The following is a 17,532-nucleotide window of genomic DNA, read 5'->3' as shown; positions in this document are numbered from 1 at the left end:
GGCCAGCAGGGCCAGCGCAAGGCTGGCCCTGCAACCTTGTGATGGGCAATCACCAGCGCAACAGTCGCGGGCCGATAACCGCCCCAAAAAGTGTCGGCAGCAACATCCCCAACACATACCAGAGCCCCCAGAACGGCACGCCCATCTCCGGGCAATGCAGACAGTAGGCCAGGGTTGCCGTCGAACCGGCCAGCAATCCGCCAGCGGCTCCCGCCTGGCGCAGGCGGGTTGGCGCCAGGCCGCGCAAGGCCCAGAACACAGCGATCAGGCAGGGTAGCGACAGCAAGGCGATGTTCAAGGCACAGGTGCGCCAGGTGCGGCCCAGAACCAGGTCGGCGCGGGCTTCGACAGGGGTACCGAGCAGACTGATCGCCGCGCCCAGCCAGACCAGCACCAAGGGCAGGCCAAGCAGCCCCCACAAGGCACCGCCCTTCACACCCGGCCGGGCCAGCCGCTGGGTCAGCCACAACCCGAGCAGCGCCAGGCTGGCGGGCAGTGCAACCTTGGCCCAGAACAGTGGCGTGCGGGCGACCTCACCTAGATCGCTGCGTACACCGTAGATGGCCACTGTCATCAGCACCGCGCCGAGCAAGCCAGCGAGCAGTGCAACCCCCAGGCGCTTGGCCGATACGTGCCGATCCACCGGGCCCTCGTGGCGAGCCAGCAGGTCAATCCAGTCATCGGTGTTCATGGTTACTCCTGCCTTCAATCAGCCTGGCCAAGGCTTTCAGCCCTCGATGTATGCCCACCTTGACCGCCGAACTGGAGAGACCGGTGCGGCGTGCTGCTTCCTCCACCGACAACCCCTCAAGCTTGACGTGCACGATGGGCAGGCGCTGACGTGCCGGCAATTGCTCGAGCAAGCGTTCAAGGTCCAGGCTGGCCTCGGCCGGCTCCGCACCGGTGCCGGCGAACAGGTCGGTGTCATCGTCCAGCGGCTCGTTGCGTGCCTCGTGGCGGGCGAAGCTGCGCAGATGATCGGCCAGCTTGTAGCGGGCTATCGCCTGCACCCAGGCAGTCAATGGCTGCTGCGCCTGGTAGGTATGACGCGCGTTGTGCACCGCCAGCAGCACTTCCTGCACCAGGTCCTCGACCTCGCTGGGGCGCCAGGCCAGGCGCCGTTGCAAAAAGCCACGCACATGCAACGCCAGAGCCGCCAGAAAATCGCGGTATGCCACTGCATCGCCCGAGAGCCCGCGCAGCAGCAAAGCCTGCAACTGTAACTCGCGCGCATTGAGCACTGCCTGATCATTAGTTCGTTGCATTGGCCGCCTGGGTTACACCCTCGCCGCGTTTCTTTTCACCGGCCCCTGTCGCACACCCCTGCCGTGTGAACGTCGGCCTGCCTCAATAAGGTAGGTGGCCTGCGCAGATTGCGAGAAATATTTTGTAGTGGCTGTAACCCGAAGGACGAGTGCGGCGAATTAGTCCATGAGCCGCCGGTAATTCGCCACGGCCCCATCCTTTGGAGACCCACCATGAAAGCCTTCGCCCTCACCACTGCCGCCCTTGCCCTCGCCTCGCTGGCAGGCGTCGCCATGGCCGCAGAAACCGCCCAACCCGCCGGCACCGGTGCCGCCATGGAGAAATGCTACGGCGTTGCCATGGCCGGCAAGAATGACTGCAAGGCTGGCGCCGGCACCACCTGCGCCGGCAGTGCCAAAAAAGACTATGACGGCATGCACTGGAAGAACGTCCCGGCCGGTTCCTGCACCTCGATCAAGACCCCTACTGGCATGGGCTCGCTGACCCCGATCAAGTCCTGAGTGCAGGAGGCCGACCATGAACGGCAACACGCGGCTGGGCGCCGGGCTCGGGCTCAAGGCCGAGCACTACGCCCAGGCCTTGGCCCAGCGCGCCGACGGGCTGTGGTTCGAAGTCCACCCGGAAAACTACATGGTCGGCGGCCCACGGCTCGCCTGGCTTACGCGCATCGCCGAGCAGCATCCGCTGTCGCTGCACGGCGTTGCGCTGTCACTGGCAGCCGATGCTGAACCGGATGCCACACACCTGCGGCGTTTGCGTGCCTTGATCGATGAGGTACGCCCGGCACTGGTGTCCGAACACCTGGCCTGGTCGGCCTGGCGCGGCCAGTACCACCCCGACCTGCTGCCCTTCCCCCGCAGCAGCGAGGCGCTGGGGCGCATCGCCGACAATATCCAGCGCAGCCAGGAGGCCCTGGGGCGGCACCTTTCCATCGAGAACCCCAGCCACTACCTGCAGTTGCAGGGGCATGACTGGGACGAGATCGATTTCCTCGCCGAGCTGGTCCGGCGTACCGGCTGCGGCTTGCTGCTGGACGTCAACAATGTGCACGTCAGCGCACACAACCTTGGTTTCGACGCGACCGACTACCTCCACCGGTTCCCGGCCCACGCCGTGACCGAGGTGCACCTGGCCGGGTACAGCCACGACGATCAGGGCGCGCTGCTGATCGATTCCCATGACGCCAGCATCGCCGAGCCGGTCTGGGCGCTGTACCAACGGTTGATCGAGCGCATCGGGCCACGCCCGACCTTGATTGAACGTGACGACAAGCTTCCCCCTTTCAACGCGCTGCTCGCCGAGCGCGACCGGGCCCAGGCAATGCTGGAACACACTGGAGGCTTGTCATGAATCCTTCTTTGCACCAGTTCCAGGACGCATTCGTCGACGCGCTGCAAGGGCGGCCGGCGCCACAACTGGCGGCGTTGACCGAGCAGCCGGCGTTTGCGGTGTACCGCAACACGGTGCTGGCTGGCTGTGTCGATGCCCTGCGCGCCAACTTCCCAAGTGTCGAGCAGTTGGTTGGCCCAGCCTGGATGGGCGATGCGGCGGCAGCCTATGCGCAGCAGTCACCGCCCAGCGATGCCCGGCTGATTCACTACGGCGCAACCTTTGCGGCCTTTCTCGAAGCGATGCAGGCGCAGCACGGCCTTCCTTACCTGGCCGATGTCGCGCGCCTGGACCGCTTGTGGAACGAGGCCTTCAGCGGGCCCTGCGATCCCTGCCTGGACCTCGCCGAACTGGCCGGCATGACCCCCGGCGACCTGGCACACAGCCATCTGCGCCCGCGCGCCAGCGTACGTTGGCACTGGTTCGCGCAGCATCCTGCGTACAGCCTTTGGCGCTGCAGCCGCGAACAGTTGGCTTGGCCGCAGGACCAGCCCTGGGTCGCCGAAGGTGTGCTGCTGAGCGGCGATGCCGACGGTGTGCGCCATCACCCCCTGGAACACGGTGGCTGCGCCTTTCTCCAGGCCTGTGCCGGCGGGCTGACGCTGGACCAGGCATCGCAGCTCGCGCTGCAAGCCCAACCCGACCTGGACTTTACCGACCTGCTCGGCCGGCTGTTGCAAGCCCGGGCTTTTCGTCCACTCACATTCGCCTGAAGGAGCTGCCATGGACATCACCCACCCCAGCGGGTCGGCCAACAGCCTGCGCCACCACTGGAACCGGCTTGCCGAACGCCTGCAACATCTGCTGGGCGACAACCTGTTGTGCCTGGTGGCCAGGTTTGGCATCGCCTCGGTGTTTTTCCTGTCCGGCCGCACCAAGGTCGAAGGCCTGCTGACCATCACCCCCAGCACCTACGAGCTGTTCCGCAGCGAATACGCCCTGCCGCTGCTCTCACCCTGGCTGGCGGCGCACCTGGCCGCCTATGCCGAGCACCTGTTCCCGCTGCTGCTGGTACTCGGCCTGCTGACCCGGTTGTCGGCCCTGGCCTTGCTTGGCATGACCACGGTCATCGAAGTGTTCGTCTACCCCGATGCGTGGCCCACCCACCTGACCTGGGCCGGCCTGCTGTTGTTGCTGATTGCCCGAGGGGCCGGGGCCTTTTCGCTGGACCGCTTGCTCAAGCTGCGTTGATGCTTACCAACGATTGACGCAGAAACCTGTAGGAGCGGCCTTGTGCCGCGAAAGGGCCGCAGCGCGGCCCCAGGATCTCGAGCCTGGCTCAAGATTGCCGGGGCTGCTGTGCAGCCCTTCCGAGCAGCAAAGGGTCAAAGCCCGCCAATACGCTGCAACTCGCGCTTGAGCGCCTCGGGTTCCAGCGCGGCGAACGGCAACGCGAAGAACGCCATGCATCGCCGCTCGATACGGGCCAGGGTGGCCTGGAAGGCCGCATCGACCGCCGCCTCGTCACCCACCACCTCGGACGGATCCTCCAGCCCCCAGTGGGCCCTCAGCGCCGGGCCGAAGTACACCGGGCAGGCCTCGCCCGCCGCCTTGTCGCAGACGGTGATGACGATGTCCGGCGGGTTGTCGGCAAAGGCATCGTTACCCTTGCTGCTCAGGCCGGCGATGGCGATGCCGGCCTGCTGCAGGGTCGCCAGGCTGCGCGGCAGCACCTGGCCCTTGGGAAAACTGCCGGCGCTCACCGCCTGGAAGCCTTGCGGCGCCAGGTGGTTGAACACCGCTTCACTGAGGATGCTGCGGCAACTGTTGGCCGTGCACATGAACAGGACTCGCATGAAAGCTCCTTCGCAGGGTGGTGGGTGTCACAGGCTCAGGCGCAGCGCCAGGGCCGACAGGGTGATCAGCAGTACCGGCAAGGTCAGCACAAGGCCGACCTTGAAGTAGTAACCCCAGCTGATGCGCATGCCCTTGCGCGCCAGTACGTGCAGCCACAGCAGCGTGGCCAGGCTGCCGATGGGGGTGATCTTCGGCCCGAGGTCGCAACCGATGACGTTGGCGTAGATCATCGCCTCGCGCACCAGGCCCTCGGCGCCGCTGGCCTGGATCGACAGCGCCCCGACCAGCACGCTGGGCAGGTTGTTCATCACCGACGACAGCAGCGCCGCGAGCAGGCCGGTGCCCAGGGTGGCGCTCCACAGGCCGTGGGCGGCGAGCTGATCGAGCAGCCGGGCAAGCAGGTCGGTAAGGCCGGCGTTCTTCAGCCCGTACACCACCAGGTACATGCCCAGGGAGAAGATCACCACCTGCCAGGGCGCCTCGCGCAGTACCCGGCGGGTGGAGATGCGGTGGCCACGGGCGGCGACCGCGAACAGCAACGCCGCGCACACGCCCGCCACCACGCTGACCGGGATGCCCAGCGGCTCCAGGGCGAACAGGCCGACCAGCAGCAACAGCAGCGTCGCCCCACCGACGGCGAAGGTGGCCGGGTCACGTATCGCCGAGCTCGGCGCCGGCAAGGTGTCGGCCGGGTAGCGCTGCGGCAGGTCACGGCGGAAGAACAGCCACAGCACCAGCAAGGTAGCGCCAATGCTGGCCAGGTTCACCGGCACCATCACCGCGGCGTAGTCGGCGAAACCCAGGCCGAAATAGTCGGCCGAGACGATGTTCACCAGGTTCGACACCACCAGCGGCAGGCTGGCCGTATCGGCAATGAAACCGGCGGCCATGACGAACGCCAGGGTGGTTGCCGGGGAAAACCGCAGCGCGATCAGCATCGACATGACGATGGGGGTGAGGATCAGCGCCGCACCATCGTTGGCGAACAGCGCCGAAACGGCGGCGCCAAGCAGGATGCAAAAGGCGAACAGGCGATGAACGCTGCCCCTCGCCCAACGCGCCACATGCAGGGCCGCCCACTCGAAGAAACCCGCCTCGTCCAGCAGCAGGCTGATGATGATGATCGCGATGAAGGTGGCGGTGGCATTCCAGACGATGGCCCACACCACCGGGATGTCCTGCAGCGAGACCGCGCCCACGGCCAGGGCGATGATCGCGCCCAGCGTGGCGCTCCAGCCGACGCCAAGGCCCCTGGGCTGCCAGATGACCAGGGTGAGGGTGAAAATGAAGACGGCAACGGCGACCAGCATGGGGACCTCGCTTGGCAGGTGTTCAGCAGCAGGCGGCAGTGCGCACCGGGCGCTCTTGCATGTTCTGCAGGCGTGTGGCGTTGGCCTGCAGCCACGTGGCATTGGCCTGCAGCGTCAGCTGCAGCACCTCGTGCACCCAGGCAGGCAATTGCGGATTGAGACGGTAGTACACCCATTGGCCCTGGCGGCGATCCAGCAGCAGGCCGCTGCTGCGCAACTGGGCGAGGTGGCGGCTGATCTTGGGCTGGCTGTCGTCCAGGGCGCACATCAGTTCGCAGACGCACAGCTCGCCCAGTTGGGCGATCAGCAAGGTGGCGCGAGCGCGGGTCTCGTCCGCCAGGCTCTTGAAGAGCTCGGGTGGGGTGATCATGGCAAAACCTTTGAGCAGTGTGCGATCAGTGCGATCGAAGAGCTGGGGCTGACGGCGGATGCCGGGGTGGCTGCTTGATTCTCTTTTGACGCTGCCGGCCCTTTCGCGGGTCAACCCGCTCCCACAGGTTCACCACAATGTTGAAGGTTGTGGTGAACCTGTGGGAGCGGGTTTACCCGCGAAGGGGTGATACATATGGAAATGCGAATATACGGATTTCCATATGTAAAGCACAGCCCTGTGACCGTAATTTTTCGAATTCGGCCAGCCACCAGGTGCTGCGTGCTGCCGCCATTGCGACCGCGGCGCGCAGCACAGCCGTGCCATCACTCCAGGGTGGCGGTCAGCTCCGGGTTGCCGAAGCCTTGCAAGGTTGCGTTGGACTTGTCGAAGTAGGCGCGCCAGAAGGTTTCCAGGTTCTGGATCATCTTGCCGCTGCGGTAGCCGTTCTTGGCCGTGGTCGGCACGAACGCCGCGCCGTGCACGTAAATGCGCGCACCGCCGAAATCGGCCAGCAGGTTCTGCTTCTGCACTTTGGCCAGCTCGACGTTGGGGTCGATCTGGCGAATGCCGTTGGCCTGGTAGAAGCTGCCGAAGTCGCTGTATTCGAGCATGTCCGACATCACCAGGATGACGTGCTCGTTGACGTTTTCGGCCTTCTGCAGGTCTTCGCCGACCGCCTTGAGGCTGAACAGGATCTCGCTGCGCGGAATGTCCGAGCTGGACTTGCCCATGACCCCGGCGAACACCTTGCCGAAACGCTGGTACAACAGCGCCGACTGGCCTTTGAGGCAGTTGTCGAGCTTGCGCGCCGACATCATCGGCACATTGCCCAGCACCGCCTCGTCGAGGGGCTTTTCCAGCTCTGCGGCGTACTGCAGGCGCGTGTAGTGCCCGTCCAGGTAGGCGCTGAACGAGTACAGACGCAGCTTGTCGCCCGGCTGCAGGAAGCGCTTGATATGCCCCCATGCAGTGCGTTGCAGGTCAGTGGTCAAGGGCGTGGTCTGGTCGACCACGACGGTGAGCAGGCGCCCCGAGGGGGCGCTGCGGAACTCGTCGACCCGGGCCTGGGTGTAGCAGCTTGGCAAGTCATTGCGCTCGGCCGCCATCAGGGCGCTCGGCGCAAGGATCAGGGCAAGCAGCAGGCGCTTGAGTTTCATCGTATCTCCGAAGGGGGTGTGCCCGGGCCGAGGCCGCTGCCCCTGTGGGCAACGCCGCGGCGGGCGGTGAGTCCGGTCAGGCCGGCTGGCTGTTGGGCTTGTCCAGCATCTGCAGGCGGCGGGCACGCTTGAGCGTGTCGAGCTCGGCCCCCAGGCGCTGTGCCACGTAGGCCAGGTCGTCCTCGTGGAACTCGGTCAGGTCACCGTACTGGTGCGGGTCGAACCCACCGACGGCAGGTGCGGGCGCTGGCGCGGCGGCTACCACCGGTTGAACGGGTGCGGGTGTCGGGGCAACCGGCTCGACCGGCGCAGGCGCGACCGCCACCTCCACCACCGGGGCCGGTGCGGCGACTGGCGCAGGGGCTGGCGCGACGGTCACGGTGACCGGTGCGGCTGCCGTCACCGCGATGGCCGGTTGGGCGGCATCTGCGCTGAACATGGTCACCAGAGCATTGAACGGGTCCCGGTAAGGCTGCAGGCGCGGATCGTTCATGTTGGCGATACGCTGGCGCGCAATAGCGGCGATCTCCTGAATGCGCGCGTTATCATTGGCCGCGACGGCGGCATTGAGGTCGTCGGTGGTCTTCTCGATATAGTTCTTCACCACTTCGAGGCTGGCATCAGCCATGCCGCCGGCTCTCTCTTTATGCCGACGGTACGCCCTGCGCGTCTCCTGCTCGGCAACGAACACCATGAACGTGCGCTTGGCGTTGTCCTTGCGCAGTTGCTCGCGGTCGTCGCCATTGACCCGGAACACGCTCAGTTGCAGCGACTGCAGCTTGCCCAGCGAATCCTGGCCGTCGGTGGCCACATCGCGCGCCTTGGCTTCGTGGTAACGCACGAAGTCACTGGCGCTGGAGAACTTGTGCACCAGGTCCCAGGCCACCCGCGAGTGGGTACCAGCAAAGCCGTAGCGGTAGGCCAGCAAGGTACTGGTGAGCTGGATGAAGATGAACAGGCCACTGAGCACGGCGAAGGTCACAAGCGATGCGCGGTGCAGCGCGTCGATCTGGTCCTGGGCCGACTTGCCCGCCGCCTCGTTGGCGATGCCCTGCATGTCGCTCGGTACCGGGAAGCTGTCGTCGGCGCCACTTGGGAAGTCGTCAGCCGCCTGCGAAACTGCCGGTGGATGGGCGATCAGCTCGGCTTCCTGAGCGTTGAGGGTTTCGGTACGCACCCAGAAGGCCGCAACCGCTAGGCCCGCTATGAATACTGCATAGGCGATGACCAGGCCGAAGCGCTTGGCCGGCTTGTCGCCGTTCTTGGGCAGCTTCACCCGATTGAGCATCTGCTGGTAACGCGGCTTGCCATCATCGTCCTGAGTGGTATCCAGGGTCACCAGGTGGGTGCCCACCATGTTGCCGTCGGCACCCGAGGCGCGCACGTTTTCATAGCCGAGGATCTTCGCCACCACGTTGTTCAGGTACAACTGGCGACCGGCGAACTCGGACAACAGCACACCCACGATCGAAATCACCAGGCCGAAGGCGAAGGCACCGGCGATGGCGGTGTTGGGCGTTGCCAGGGTCAGGGCGAACGGCGCCAGGGCAAAGCCGAACGCGCTGGCCTCGACCAGCATCAGCACGATGATCAACAACCACAGGCCGAAGCCTTTCTCGCTACGGTCGTCTTCGTCGATCTTGAGCAGGTAGTCCTGGCAGCGACGGAAGTTGGCTTCCGATGGCTGATGCTTGTGGTAGTAGGATTCGTAGAGGCGGCACAGCTGCGCCTCGGACTCATAGAAACCGACGGCGCTCGGGCACTCCTCGTTACGCTCCTCACGCGAGCCTGGGTGCTTGACCCAACGGGCAACGCGCCCGAACCATGGCATGTCGATACGCAGCCTCATCAGCCAGTAACGCACCTCATACCAGTGGGTGATGATCGGGATCGCCAGGAACAGGGTCGTGACGATCGGCACCACGATGTGCCAGTAAAGCGAAAAGAATGTGCGGATGGCATCTAGCATTGGTTGGTCCTGTTAGCGCGCAAGCTTGGGTTTGAACTGGGCGACGTAGGCGTTGTTCTGTTTGGGGTAGTAGATCTCGCCGGCGACGGCGGAGCCGGCACGCTTGTCGAAGACGATGTCCATGCAGGTGACGGGGGTTTTCTTCTGGTCCACCGCGAAGACCCTATAGAGGATCTGGGTTTCACCTTCATAGGTGTTGGCCACCGAGCTGTACACCGGGCTCTGTTTCTTCGAGCCGCTGGCGAAGTTGGAGATGAACTGCATCTTCGGCGCCACCGCCACCTGGGCGTTGTCGCGCAGGATGCCCACCGGGCCGACCGTGGCCACATGGCCATTGACCTTGCTGCCCCAGACCTGGCCGTTGAGGCCAGGGAAGAAATCGTTGGTGCTGTAGTCCTTCAGGGTGGCGCCGGTGGCCAGGTTCTTCACCTCACCCTCGACCCGCGGCAGGTCGCCCACGCACGAGGTCACCGGCGCGCTGGCGTAGGCCGGGCTGATGATCGAGAAGGTCGAGCTTTTGGGCGTGATGTTCGAGGCCAGTACCGACTGGGTGCTGGTGACCGGCTCCCCGCCAAAGTCGATGCCGCCCTTGCCATCGAGCTGCACGATGACCGCCGCTGCAGGCTGGTCGGGCAAGGTCGGCGCCTTGTCGTTATTCACCGGCGCAGGCGCACGGCTGGTCTTGGCGACCTTGGCCTGCTTGCTCGGCGCCTGGGCCTTCACCTTGGGCTGGGCCGCCGTGCCATGGGCCAGGTACTTGGCGTTGCTGCGCTCGTCGTTGACCCGCTTGACCAGCACCTGCTCGTTGTCCACCTCGACGAACTCGACGCGGCGGTTCTGCGCGCGCCCGGCATCACTGGCGTTGTCGGCCAGTGGGCGCGAGGCGCCGGCGCCCTGGTAATAGATGTCCTGGCGGGCGATACCGGCGCTGGCGAGGATATCGCCCACGGCGCGGGCGCGCTGCTCGGACAGCCGCTGGTTCAGCTCGGCGCTGCCGCTGGAGTCGGTGTGCCCGACCACCAGCACTTTCTTGCTCGGCTTGCCGGGTTCGGCCTTGCCACGGTTGCTGGCGAATTCCCGGGCCAGGGCGCTGAGCTTGCGCGTGCCATCGGCGGTCAGGGTGGCGGAGCCGGAGGGGAACATCTCCTGCATCTGCACCTGGGCCTCGAGGCCGACCGAGGCTTTCTTGCCGGTGCTGGCATCGACCACCTCGATTTCACGCACCTGCGCCTGCAGCCCTTCCTGGGCGGCGACCGCCTTGAGCCGATCGACGCGCTGCTTATAGGCATAGCCTGCGGCGCAGCCCACTGCTCCGCCGGCCACCGAGCCTGCTGCGATCTGCTTGCCGTTGCCCCCCGCCGCCGCCACGATCGCCCCGCCGATCACGGCACCGGCCAGCGCGCCGGCACCGCAAGCGAAACCATTGGAGTTGTCACCGAGCGTCTTGTCGATGGTGGCGCAACCACTCAATCCGAGCGCGACCGCCGCGGCCAGCGCAGTGGGCCGCATGAAGCTGGAGCCGAACATTTCCCTTCCTCTTTGCTGCCCGCTGCAGCGGGCGTTTTCAGCGTCAGTGCCGGATGCCTGGCCGCCGTGCCCGGCAGCATCCTTGTAAACCCGCTTGAAAAAGGCGCGTGCGCACACCGACAACGGGCCTGCTGGCAGGCTCGCCGGGGCGATAAGGGGGGAGTGGTGACAGGGACTCCATTCCCGCGGGTACGCTGCCTTTCCTGGCGTTTCATGGCTAGGGGCCACTAGTTACTATGAAACTGCCTGTATTACAAGATTTGTCCAAGAAACCGGCGTCAAACTGCCGCAGGGGCGCCCCTTGACGCTGGCGATGACAATCAGAGCGCGCCCAGGCCAGCACCTATAATTGCCTGCTACTGGCCCGGCGCCACCGGGCCAGCCAGGCGACTGACTGCTGGAGTACACCGTGAGCCTTCCATGCCGACGCTGTTGGCCATTGCTGGCCCTGGCCCTCGCCTGCCCCGCCCATGCTGCGGTGGACGCCGTCGACAACCAAACGCTGAGCACCCTGCGCGCCCAGGCCGAAGCCGGCGACCCGGCCGCTGCCCAGCGCTACGGCTGCCTGTTCATCGACCAGCCAGGTGTCGAGCCGGATGCCGCCAAGGCCCGCCAGTGGGTGGAACAGGGGCGCAACCTGCCCGCCCTGCTGCGCCGCGCCGACGCAGGCGACACCGACGCCATGGTGCAGATCGGTGACACCTACTTCGACACCTGCCTGCACGACAGCTTTGCCCCGTTGGCCATGCCCTGGTACCGCAAGGCGGTGGCCGGCGGCGATATCCGCCGCGCCTGGCGCTTGATGGACGATGCCCGCACGCTGGACGAAAAGCGCCACTGGGCCGAGATTGCCGCCGCCATCGTCACTCCCGAGGGCAAGCCCGGGGACAACCGCTATGGCGGCGAGACGTTTTTCGGCAACCTCGCCGAGCACAACGGGCAGGATATCCCCTGGGGGCTGCGCCATGCGCCCGGCACTCGCTACCTGAGCCTGCGCCCCGTGCAGGTTCGCCTCAAGCCCGAGCCCGCGTCCCCGGTGATCCAGGACATCGGGCGCTGGCACCTGGTGTATGCACGCCCGGCCCAGGCGCCCGGCTGGCTGGCGGTGATTGCAGCCAGCGAAGGCCCCTACCCGGATACCTTGGGCTACCTGAACCCTATCGACACAGCCTCGGTAACGCGTTTTCTCGACCGGCAACCGCAGGTGCGTCCCGACCGCCAGGCGGTGTATGGCCTGGTGGGCTACCTGCGCGAAGCGGACCTGGCCAGCCTAGACCAGCCTGCGCCCCTGCCCTTGCCCACGGCGGGCCTGAAGCCGGTACCCTCGCTGTGGCGAAGTATCGGCGTCGAGGAAGACCGCCAGTTCATCACCGATTTCAGCCAGCCGCCCTATGACGCCCTGGTGCAGGTGAAAGCCCAGGCCGGCAGCTGCAGCGGTGCCGTGGTGGGCACGCCGACCCTGGTGGTCACCGCCGGCCACTGCGTCGACAAGACCGACCGCAAAAGCAAGGTGCAGGTGGTATTCGAACGCTCGGCCGCGCAGAAGGAGGTGATCCCGGCCACCTTGGTCAGCTACCAGCACAAGGGTGGCGCGGACTGGGCCCTCCTGCGCCTGCGCAAGGCGCCCGCCACGCCGGTGACGCCGCTGGCCTTCGCCGACAGCTTCGACGCCGCCCGCTCGGCGCAACTGAACGTCGCCGCCATCGGCTACCCCGGCGACCTGTTCAAGCTGTCCATGGCCAGGCTGAGCTTCGTCGCGCCCTCGCTCAAGCAGTGCACCCTGGACATCAGCCGGCACAGCTACAACGCCCAGCAACGGACCATCCTGTTCAACCACTACTGCAACATCTGGTTCGGCGACTCTGGCGGGCCCCTGCTGGTGTGGAACCCCGGCAACGCCCGTTTCGAACTGCTGGGCGTGCACGCTGGCGTGGACGATGGCTTCGAAGGCACCCACCGCAAGACCCTGTTCACCGACAGCCGCTTCAGGGCCCTGATGTACAAGGCCTACCAGGACGTGGAGGTGCCGTTGCTGGGCAACCGCCAGCAGGCGCTGGACAAGGCGGCCTACTTCCGCCCGGCGCAGCAGGCCGACAAGGACAACCCCGGGGTCTCGACGGTGGCACGGGCCTACCGCGAGCGGGTCGAGAGCCTGTATTTCGACCGCTCGACCCTGAGCCTGGCGCTGATCGAAACCCTGCGCCAGCAGGCCGGCCAAGGGCCACGGCGGGATGCCCCCGACAAGCTGGGTTTCTGGACCACGCCGCCAGAGGACGGCTTCAAGGTGATCGGGCCCGTCGATGAAGCCCGTCTGGCTTGTGTAGCCACCTGCAACAAGGCGGTGCTGCGTGCCAGTGGCGCGAGCTTGCGGTATGACGAGCCGGTCGACTTTCAGCAGATGGCCAGGCGCGACGACACCCTGGTGATGCCAGGCTCGCGCCGTGTCATCGTGGGCGGCGATCTGTTTCACGTGGGGAACGATGGCCGGGTGGACGCCGTTGCCCGGCAGTTCATGAACCTCAAGGCCAGTGGCCCAGGGTTCAATGCGTTCTACCAAAGCCGCTACGGTGAGCCCGCCGAGGCGCTGGCGGCCACGGCTATCGAGCCCACCGCTGAGCTGCACGCCGGGCCGAACCTTGGCAGCGATACACCCACCCGCATTCCCGGCGGCCAGCTGATCACTACGCCCGAGCTGGCCAGCGCACTCGCCGCCGCTAATCCGCCCGTGGTGATTGCTTCGATGGGAGGCAGCATCGGCGTACCGGGTGCCCTCGACCTGCATTACTCGGCCGAGGGCGGCAATTTCAGTGACCAGACCCAGCAACGCCTGGCCAAGGACCTCGCTGCGTTGACCCAGGGTGACAAGGCGCGGGCGCTGGTTTTCTATTGTCATGGTCCCCAGAGCTGGTTGAGCTACAACAGCGCGTTGCGCGCCATTGCCCTGGGTTATCGGCAGGTTTACTGGTACCGGGGTGGGATGAAGGCGTGGGTGTGGTCGGGGGCGCCGGTGGATTGGCTCTTTTCGGCGCGCCAGGGCTCGCAAAGCGGCATACCGTAGAACGTCCCGAAACGCAGTGCCACTATGTGGGCACGTTACGCAAGGCCATGGGCAAGCCACTAACGTGCTGCCTGATCGAGCGCGGGATGGCTTCGGATACTTTATAAAGAACTGACGGTAGTTTCTGCAGTGGTGCTGGCGGGGTTATTCTGACTGCGCTCTTGACGATGCATTTTTATTAATTACGATTAACTTCAAATCAATTTTCAGCAAGCTACGGCTGAGACATTCCACCCAAGTGGCCGTCCCGACTGCAGCCTACCAGGCGACACCCCGCATTCGACGGGCCCCCACAGCCTGGCATCTTGGAGCAATCACCATGAACAGCACCGCGAAAACCCGATCAGTCACCGCTCACGTCCCGGTGGAGCTGGCCGAACGCGTCGATGAAGTCGCCACGCGCCTGGAGCGCTCCAAGAACTGGATCGTCAAGCAAGCCCTGTGCGCCTGGCTCGACCAGGAGGAAGAACGTAGCCGCCTGACCCGCGAAGCCCTGGCCGATGTCGATGCCGGCCGCGTGATCGACCACCAGGCCGTCCAGGCCTGGGCCGACAGCCTGAGCAGCTCTGCTCCGCTGCCGGTACCGCGCTGATGGAATTGAAATGGACCAGCAAAGCCCTGTCCGACCTGGCTCGACTCTACGACCATCTGGCGCCGGTGAATCAGCCTGCGGCAGCCCGCACAGTGCAGCAACTCACGGCAGCCCCGAGCACGCTGCTGACCAACCCGCGTATCGGCGAGCGGCTGGAAGAATTCGATCCGCGCGATGTCCGGCGGATTCTGGTCGGGCACTACGAGATGCGTTATGAAGTCGTAGGCTCCACCATCTACCTGCTGCGCTTATGGCATACGCGAGAAGAGCGATAGGCTTCTAAAAACGTACCGCTCACCGTGAACCCACCGTCCACAACTGCTCGATCCGCGTGGTATAGGACGGGCTCATCATCGCCCGGCGCATCCCCCACTCGGGCGCTGCGGGCACGCTGCCGGCCCTGAGCGTCCCCCGCCCATAGCGCCCGTTGACCTCGTCCAGCACAGACATCAGCCGGCCACTCGCCAACGGCTGGCCCTGCGCGAACAGGTCATCGCTGAACTCCCCCGGCTGGCGCAGATCCAGTAGCAGCACCTCGGCCTTGCTGTAGCGGTAACCGGCCTGGTAGATCCGCGCCACCGCCTCGGTCGCCATCCGCGTCAGCAGCAAGGTGTCGTCGCTGGGGTAAGGCAGCTCCACCAGCACGCCCTGCACGTGGTGGCGCTCATCGGGGTTGAACAGCCCGGTGCGGATGCTCACCCGCATGCGCTTGCACAGCGAGCCCTGGGCCCGCAGCTTCTCGGCGGCGCGCCCGGTGTAGGTGGCCACCGCCTGCTTGATCGGGGCAAGCTCAGTGAGGCGCTTGCCGAACATCCGGCTGCAGCAGATCTCCTGCTTCGGCGGGTCGGTTTCTTCCAGCGCCAGGCACGGCGTGCCGGTGAGCTCCCGGGCGGTCTTCTCGACCACCACGCTGAACTTTTCGCGCAGCAGCCGCGGGTCTGCCAGGGCCAGGTCCATCGCCTTGCGGATGCCCAGCTCGGCCAGGTGCGCGGTCATGCGCTTGCCGATCCCCCACACCTCCTCCACCCCGGTATTACGCAGCACCCAGTCGCGCTTGAACGGCTCGCAGATGTCCACCACCCCGCCGGTTTGCGCCTGCAAGCGCTTGGCCATGTGGTTGGCGAGCTTGGCCAGGGTCTTGGTGCGGGCGATGCCCACCCCCACCGGGATGCCGGTACAGCGCAGCACCCGGGCGCGGATGTCGCGGCCGAACTGGGTGAGGTTGCCCGGGATGCCGGTGAAGTCGGCAAAGCATTCGTCGATGGAATACACCTGCACCGCCGGCACCATCGACTCGATCAAGCCCATCACCCGCTCGCTCATGTCGCCGTACAGCGCGTAGTTGGACGAGAACGCCAGCACCCCGTGCCGGCGCAGCTTGTCGCGGATCTGGAAGTACGGCTCGCCCATCCGCGCGTAGGCCTTGGCCTCGGCACTGCGGGCGATCACGCAGCCGTCGTTGTTGCTCAGCACCACGATCGGCGTGCGCGCAAGGTCGGGCCGGAACACCCGCTCGCAGCTGGCGTAGAAGCTGTTGCAGTCGATCAGCGCGAACACCGGCTCAGGCATTAGGGTCATGGCTGCGCACACTGAAGGTCACCACGCCCCAGATCGCCAGCTCGTCGCCTTCGAGGATGTAGCGCGGCGGGTAGCGCGGGTTCTCCGAGCGCAGCGCCACCTCGCCAGCGACCCGGTGCAGGCGCTTGCACAGCGGCTCGCCGTTGACCGCCGCGATGACGATATGCCCGTGGCGCGCCTCCAGGGCACGGTCGACGATCACCAGGTCGCCGTCGAAGATCCCGGCGCCCTGCATGCTGTCGCCGTCTATCCTGACCAGGTACATGTGCGGCGCACGCAGGTTGAACAAGTCGTCCAGTGACAGCGGTTGCTCCATATGGTCCGCCGCCGGCGAAGGGAAGCCCGCCGGTACGCGAAACAGGTAGCGTGGGAGCGAAGCACTCCCACACGCGATCGGGCCGAGGATGGCGGTCATGACGCAGCCTTGAAATAAACTGTATGTATATACAGTTAATGGTGAATCGGCCGCCTGGTCAATTTCGGCGTAGGAAATTTCGACAAATGGGGAGATGAGCCATGTGCGGACGCTTCGCCCAATACCAAGGCCTGGCCGACTACCTGCGTGAACTGCAGGCCGAGCAGGACGTGGTCAGCGGCTACGACAACCATCCCATCGCCCGCTACAACGTGGCCCCCGGCAGCCGCGTGCTGGTGCTGCACAACGCCGAGGACGGCTTGCGCATCGACCCCTGCCACTGGGGTTGGGCGCCGTTCTGGGCCAAGGACAAACGCCCCGCGCCGATCAATGCCCGGGTCGAGACCGTGACCACTGGCAAGTTCTTCAAGGCCCTGTGGCCCCAGGGCCGGGCGCTGGTGATGGCGGATGGGTGGTATGAGTGGGTGGCCGATCCGCAGGACCCGAAGCGCAAGCAGCCGTATTTCATCCGCCTGAAAAGTGGCGCGCCGATGTTCATGGCGGCGCTGGCCGAAGTGCGGCCGGGGTTAGAGCCGAACGAGGGGGATGGGTTTGTGATCATCACTGCGGCCAGTGATGCGGGGATGGTGGATATTCATGATCGCCGGCCGCTGGTGCTGGGGGCGGAGCATGCGCGGATGTGGATTGATCCGGATTTGACGGCTGTTGAGGCTGAGCGGGTGGCCAGGGAGCAGTGTTTGCCGGTGGAGGTGTTTGAGTGGTTTGCGGTGGGGCGCGGGGTGGGGAATGTGCGCAATGAGGGGGCGGAGCTGATATTGCCGGTGGTTTGGGCGGAGGTTACGGCGCGCACCGAGATATCGCGTCATGCCAACAAGGCGGACAGCGGTGATGCCACAGGCATGACTGGCCCGAAATAGATGTGGGAGCTGGCTTGCCAGCGATGCGCCGCGCGGGCGGCGCTCGATTTCATAGGCGCTGCAAACCTGTCGCCATGCACCTAGTGGCCCACATGCGACCTAAAGGCAGGCGCCTGGAAATGACAACGCTAGTTTTGTTGAGTCAGCATTCGGTAATGGCCGCCATGTGCATGTCAGGGTATTGGGGTGAGGGCCACCAGGTGCTCGCCGGGAATTTTGCAGC

Annotated in this window: 18 protein-coding genes and 1 pseudogene; 9 read left to right on the top strand and 10 right to left on the bottom strand. The window is 65.7% G+C overall.

Annotated elements, in window-relative coordinates; all coding sequences use genetic code 11:
- Nucleotides 1–49: 49 nt before the first annotated feature.
- Together ACQ4N9_RS22765 and ACQ4N9_RS22760 are read right to left on the bottom strand one after the other, a co-directional pair.
- Nucleotides 50–691: a DUF1109 domain-containing protein gene (locus ACQ4N9_RS22765; RefSeq protein WP_390967476.1), complete on the bottom strand. Its 642-nt coding sequence runs from the start codon at nt 689–691 to the stop codon at nt 50–52.
- On the bottom strand, nt 678–1,265 hold the full coding sequence (locus ACQ4N9_RS22760; RefSeq protein ID WP_390967475.1) for a sigma-70 family RNA polymerase sigma factor: 588 nt from the start codon (nt 1,263–1,265) through the stop codon (nt 678–680). The genes ACQ4N9_RS22765 and ACQ4N9_RS22760 overlap by 14 nt, the downstream gene beginning before the upstream one ends.
- 213 nt (nt 1,266–1,478) lie before the next feature.
- Between ACQ4N9_RS22760 and ACQ4N9_RS22755 the strand changes: the two genes are divergently transcribed.
- The 4 genes from ACQ4N9_RS22755 to ACQ4N9_RS22740 are packed head-to-tail and all read left to right on the top strand — an operon-like array spanning nt 1,479 to nt 3,846.
- On the top strand, nt 1,479–1,766 hold the full coding sequence (locus ACQ4N9_RS22755) for a BufA1 family periplasmic bufferin-type metallophore (protein ID WP_390967474.1): 288 nt from the start codon (nt 1,479–1,481) through the stop codon (nt 1,764–1,766).
- 16 nt (nt 1,767–1,782) lie between these two features.
- Nucleotides 1,783–2,616 carry an MNIO family bufferin maturase gene (bufB, locus tag ACQ4N9_RS22750; protein WP_390967473.1) on the top strand — a complete coding sequence of 278 codons (834 nt, stop codon included), beginning with the start codon at nt 1,783–1,785 and terminating at the stop codon, nt 2,614–2,616.
- Complete coding sequence (locus tag ACQ4N9_RS22745) at nt 2,613–3,368, top strand: HvfC/BufC N-terminal domain-containing protein (protein ID WP_390967472.1); 756 nt, start codon at nt 2,613–2,615, stop codon at nt 3,366–3,368. Before bufB ends, ACQ4N9_RS22745 begins: the two co-directional genes overlap by 4 nt.
- A gap of 10 nt (nt 3,369–3,378) precedes the next feature.
- On the top strand, nt 3,379–3,846 hold the full coding sequence (locus ACQ4N9_RS22740; RefSeq protein WP_390967471.1) for a DoxX family protein: 468 nt from the start codon (nt 3,379–3,381) through the stop codon (nt 3,844–3,846).
- Between the two features lie 134 nt (nt 3,847–3,980).
- Here ACQ4N9_RS22740 and ACQ4N9_RS22735 read toward each other — a convergent pair whose 3' ends face one another.
- The 3 genes from ACQ4N9_RS22735 to ACQ4N9_RS22725 are packed head-to-tail and all read right to left on the bottom strand — an operon-like array spanning nt 3,981 to nt 6,132.
- Nucleotides 3,981–4,451: an arsenate reductase ArsC gene (locus ACQ4N9_RS22735; protein WP_390967470.1), complete on the bottom strand. Its 471-nt coding sequence runs from the start codon at nt 4,449–4,451 to the stop codon at nt 3,981–3,983.
- A gap of 27 nt (nt 4,452–4,478) precedes the next feature.
- Nucleotides 4,479–5,762 (bottom strand): arsenic transporter, encoded by a 1,284-nt coding sequence (locus ACQ4N9_RS22730; protein ID WP_347150129.1) that lies wholly within the window; start codon nt 5,760–5,762, stop codon nt 4,479–4,481.
- A 22-nt stretch (nt 5,763–5,784) separates the two neighbouring features.
- Nucleotides 5,785–6,132 carry a metalloregulator ArsR/SmtB family transcription factor gene (locus tag ACQ4N9_RS22725; protein WP_125463407.1) on the bottom strand — a complete coding sequence of 116 codons (348 nt, stop codon included), beginning with the start codon at nt 6,130–6,132 and terminating at the stop codon, nt 5,785–5,787.
- 9 nt (nt 6,133–6,141) lie between these two features.
- Here ACQ4N9_RS22725 and ACQ4N9_RS22720 point away from each other — a divergent pair.
- Nucleotides 6,142–6,210: pseudogene (locus tag ACQ4N9_RS22720) on the top strand (heme-binding protein); the annotation flags it as partial.
- 248 nt (nt 6,211–6,458) lie between these two features.
- On the opposite strand, the gene ACQ4N9_RS22715 reads toward ACQ4N9_RS22720, so the two are convergent.
- The 3 genes from ACQ4N9_RS22715 to ACQ4N9_RS22705 all read right to left on the bottom strand — a co-directional run bounded on the left by ACQ4N9_RS22715 (nt 6,459) and on the right by ACQ4N9_RS22705 (nt 10,788).
- Complete coding sequence (locus ACQ4N9_RS22715) at nt 6,459–7,292, bottom strand: hypothetical protein (RefSeq protein WP_430933778.1); 834 nt, start codon at nt 7,290–7,292, stop codon at nt 6,459–6,461.
- Between the two features lie 76 nt (nt 7,293–7,368).
- A complete protein-coding gene (locus ACQ4N9_RS22710) occupies nt 7,369–9,261 on the bottom strand; it encodes a hypothetical protein (RefSeq protein WP_390967468.1) in 1,893 nt (630 codons plus the stop codon).
- A gap of 12 nt (nt 9,262–9,273) precedes the next feature.
- Nucleotides 9,274–10,788 (bottom strand): OmpA family protein, encoded by a 1,515-nt coding sequence (locus ACQ4N9_RS22705; RefSeq protein ID WP_390967467.1) that lies wholly within the window; start codon nt 10,786–10,788, stop codon nt 9,274–9,276.
- Between the two features lie 409 nt (nt 10,789–11,197).
- On the opposite strand from ACQ4N9_RS22705, the gene ACQ4N9_RS22700 reads away from it, so the two are divergent.
- The 3 genes from ACQ4N9_RS22700 (at nt 11,198) to ACQ4N9_RS22690 (ending at nt 14,713) form a co-directional block, all read left to right on the top strand.
- Nucleotides 11,198–13,846 (top strand): trypsin-like peptidase domain-containing protein, encoded by a 2,649-nt coding sequence (locus ACQ4N9_RS22700; RefSeq protein ID WP_390967466.1) that lies wholly within the window; start codon nt 11,198–11,200, stop codon nt 13,844–13,846.
- 319 nt (nt 13,847–14,165) lie between these two features.
- Entirely contained in the window at nt 14,166–14,438 is a 273-nt protein-coding gene (locus ACQ4N9_RS22695; protein ID WP_347150126.1) for a CopG family ribbon-helix-helix protein, read from the top strand.
- Nucleotides 14,438–14,713 (top strand): type II toxin-antitoxin system RelE/ParE family toxin, encoded by a 276-nt coding sequence (locus ACQ4N9_RS22690; protein WP_390967465.1) that lies wholly within the window; start codon nt 14,438–14,440, stop codon nt 14,711–14,713. Before ACQ4N9_RS22695 ends, ACQ4N9_RS22690 begins: the two co-directional genes overlap by 1 nt.
- 19 nt (nt 14,714–14,732) lie before the next feature.
- On the opposite strand, the gene umuC is transcribed toward ACQ4N9_RS22690, so the two are convergent.
- Both umuC and ACQ4N9_RS22680 read right to left on the bottom strand, forming a co-directional pair.
- A complete protein-coding gene (umuC, locus tag ACQ4N9_RS22685) occupies nt 14,733–16,016 on the bottom strand; it encodes a translesion error-prone DNA polymerase V subunit UmuC (protein ID WP_390967464.1) in 1,284 nt (427 codons plus the stop codon).
- On the bottom strand, nt 16,000–16,431 hold the full coding sequence (locus ACQ4N9_RS22680) for a LexA family protein (protein WP_258645880.1): 432 nt from the start codon (nt 16,429–16,431) through the stop codon (nt 16,000–16,002). Before ACQ4N9_RS22680 ends, umuC begins: the two co-directional genes overlap by 17 nt.
- A gap of 101 nt (nt 16,432–16,532) precedes the next feature.
- Here ACQ4N9_RS22680 and ACQ4N9_RS22675 point away from each other — a divergent pair, with 101 nt between their 5' ends.
- Nucleotides 16,533–17,309 carry an SOS response-associated peptidase family protein gene (locus ACQ4N9_RS22675; protein ID WP_390967463.1) on the top strand — a complete coding sequence of 259 codons (777 nt, stop codon included), beginning with the start codon at nt 16,533–16,535 and terminating at the stop codon, nt 17,307–17,309.
- Nucleotides 17,310–17,532 lie beyond the last annotated feature (223 nt).

It is taken from the genome of Pseudomonas sp. ES1, assembly GCF_050586605.1.
Lineage (GTDB): Bacteria > Pseudomonadota > Gammaproteobacteria > Pseudomonadales > Pseudomonadaceae > Aquipseudomonas > Aquipseudomonas sichuanensis.
The sequence above is the reverse complement of the archived record's forward strand: the minus strand, read 5'-3'. Positions and strand labels throughout refer to the sequence as shown.

Bases quoted from the DNA above. Each gene is read 5' to 3' on its own strand.
- ACQ4N9_RS22735 (WP_390967470.1), bottom strand. From the start codon at position 4,451: ATGCGAGTCCTGTTCATGTGCACGGCCAACAGTTGCCGCAGCATCCTC.
- ACQ4N9_RS22755 (WP_390967474.1), top strand. From the start codon at position 1,479: ATGAAAGCCTTCGCCCTCACCACTGCCGCCCTTGCCCTCGCCTCGCTG.
- ACQ4N9_RS22760 (WP_390967475.1), bottom strand. From the start codon at position 1,265: ATGCAACGAACTAATGATCAGGCAGTGCTCAATGCGCGCGAGTTACAG.
- ACQ4N9_RS22740 (WP_390967471.1), top strand. From the start codon at position 3,379: ATGGACATCACCCACCCCAGCGGGTCGGCCAACAGCCTGCGCCACCAC.
- bufB (WP_390967473.1), top strand. From the start codon at position 1,783: ATGAACGGCAACACGCGGCTGGGCGCCGGGCTCGGGCTCAAGGCCGAG.
- ACQ4N9_RS22680 (WP_258645880.1), bottom strand. From the start codon at position 16,431: ATGACCGCCATCCTCGGCCCGATCGCGTGTGGGAGTGCTTCGCTCCCA.
- ACQ4N9_RS22725 (WP_125463407.1), bottom strand. From the start codon at position 6,132: ATGATCACCCCACCCGAGCTCTTCAAGAGCCTGGCGGACGAGACCCGC.
- ACQ4N9_RS22695 (WP_347150126.1), top strand. From the start codon at position 14,166: ATGAACAGCACCGCGAAAACCCGATCAGTCACCGCTCACGTCCCGGTG.
- ACQ4N9_RS22690 (WP_390967465.1), top strand. From the start codon at position 14,438: ATGGAATTGAAATGGACCAGCAAAGCCCTGTCCGACCTGGCTCGACTC.
- ACQ4N9_RS22705 (WP_390967467.1), bottom strand. From the start codon at position 10,788: ATGTTCGGCTCCAGCTTCATGCGGCCCACTGCGCTGGCCGCGGCGGTC.
- ACQ4N9_RS22730 (WP_347150129.1), bottom strand. From the start codon at position 5,762: ATGCTGGTCGCCGTTGCCGTCTTCATTTTCACCCTCACCCTGGTCATC.
- umuC (WP_390967464.1), bottom strand. From the start codon at position 16,016: ATGACCCTAATGCCTGAGCCGGTGTTCGCGCTGATCGACTGCAACAGC.
- ACQ4N9_RS22715 (WP_430933778.1), bottom strand. From the start codon at position 7,292: ATGAAACTCAAGCGCCTGCTGCTTGCCCTGATCCTTGCGCCGAGCGCC.
- ACQ4N9_RS22745 (WP_390967472.1), top strand. From the start codon at position 2,613: ATGAATCCTTCTTTGCACCAGTTCCAGGACGCATTCGTCGACGCGCTG.
- ACQ4N9_RS22675 (WP_390967463.1), top strand. From the start codon at position 16,533: ATGTGCGGACGCTTCGCCCAATACCAAGGCCTGGCCGACTACCTGCGT.
- ACQ4N9_RS22765 (WP_390967476.1), bottom strand. From the start codon at position 691: ATGAACACCGATGACTGGATTGACCTGCTGGCTCGCCACGAGGGCCCG.
- ACQ4N9_RS22710 (WP_390967468.1), bottom strand. From the start codon at position 9,261: ATGCTAGATGCCATCCGCACATTCTTTTCGCTTTACTGGCACATCGTG.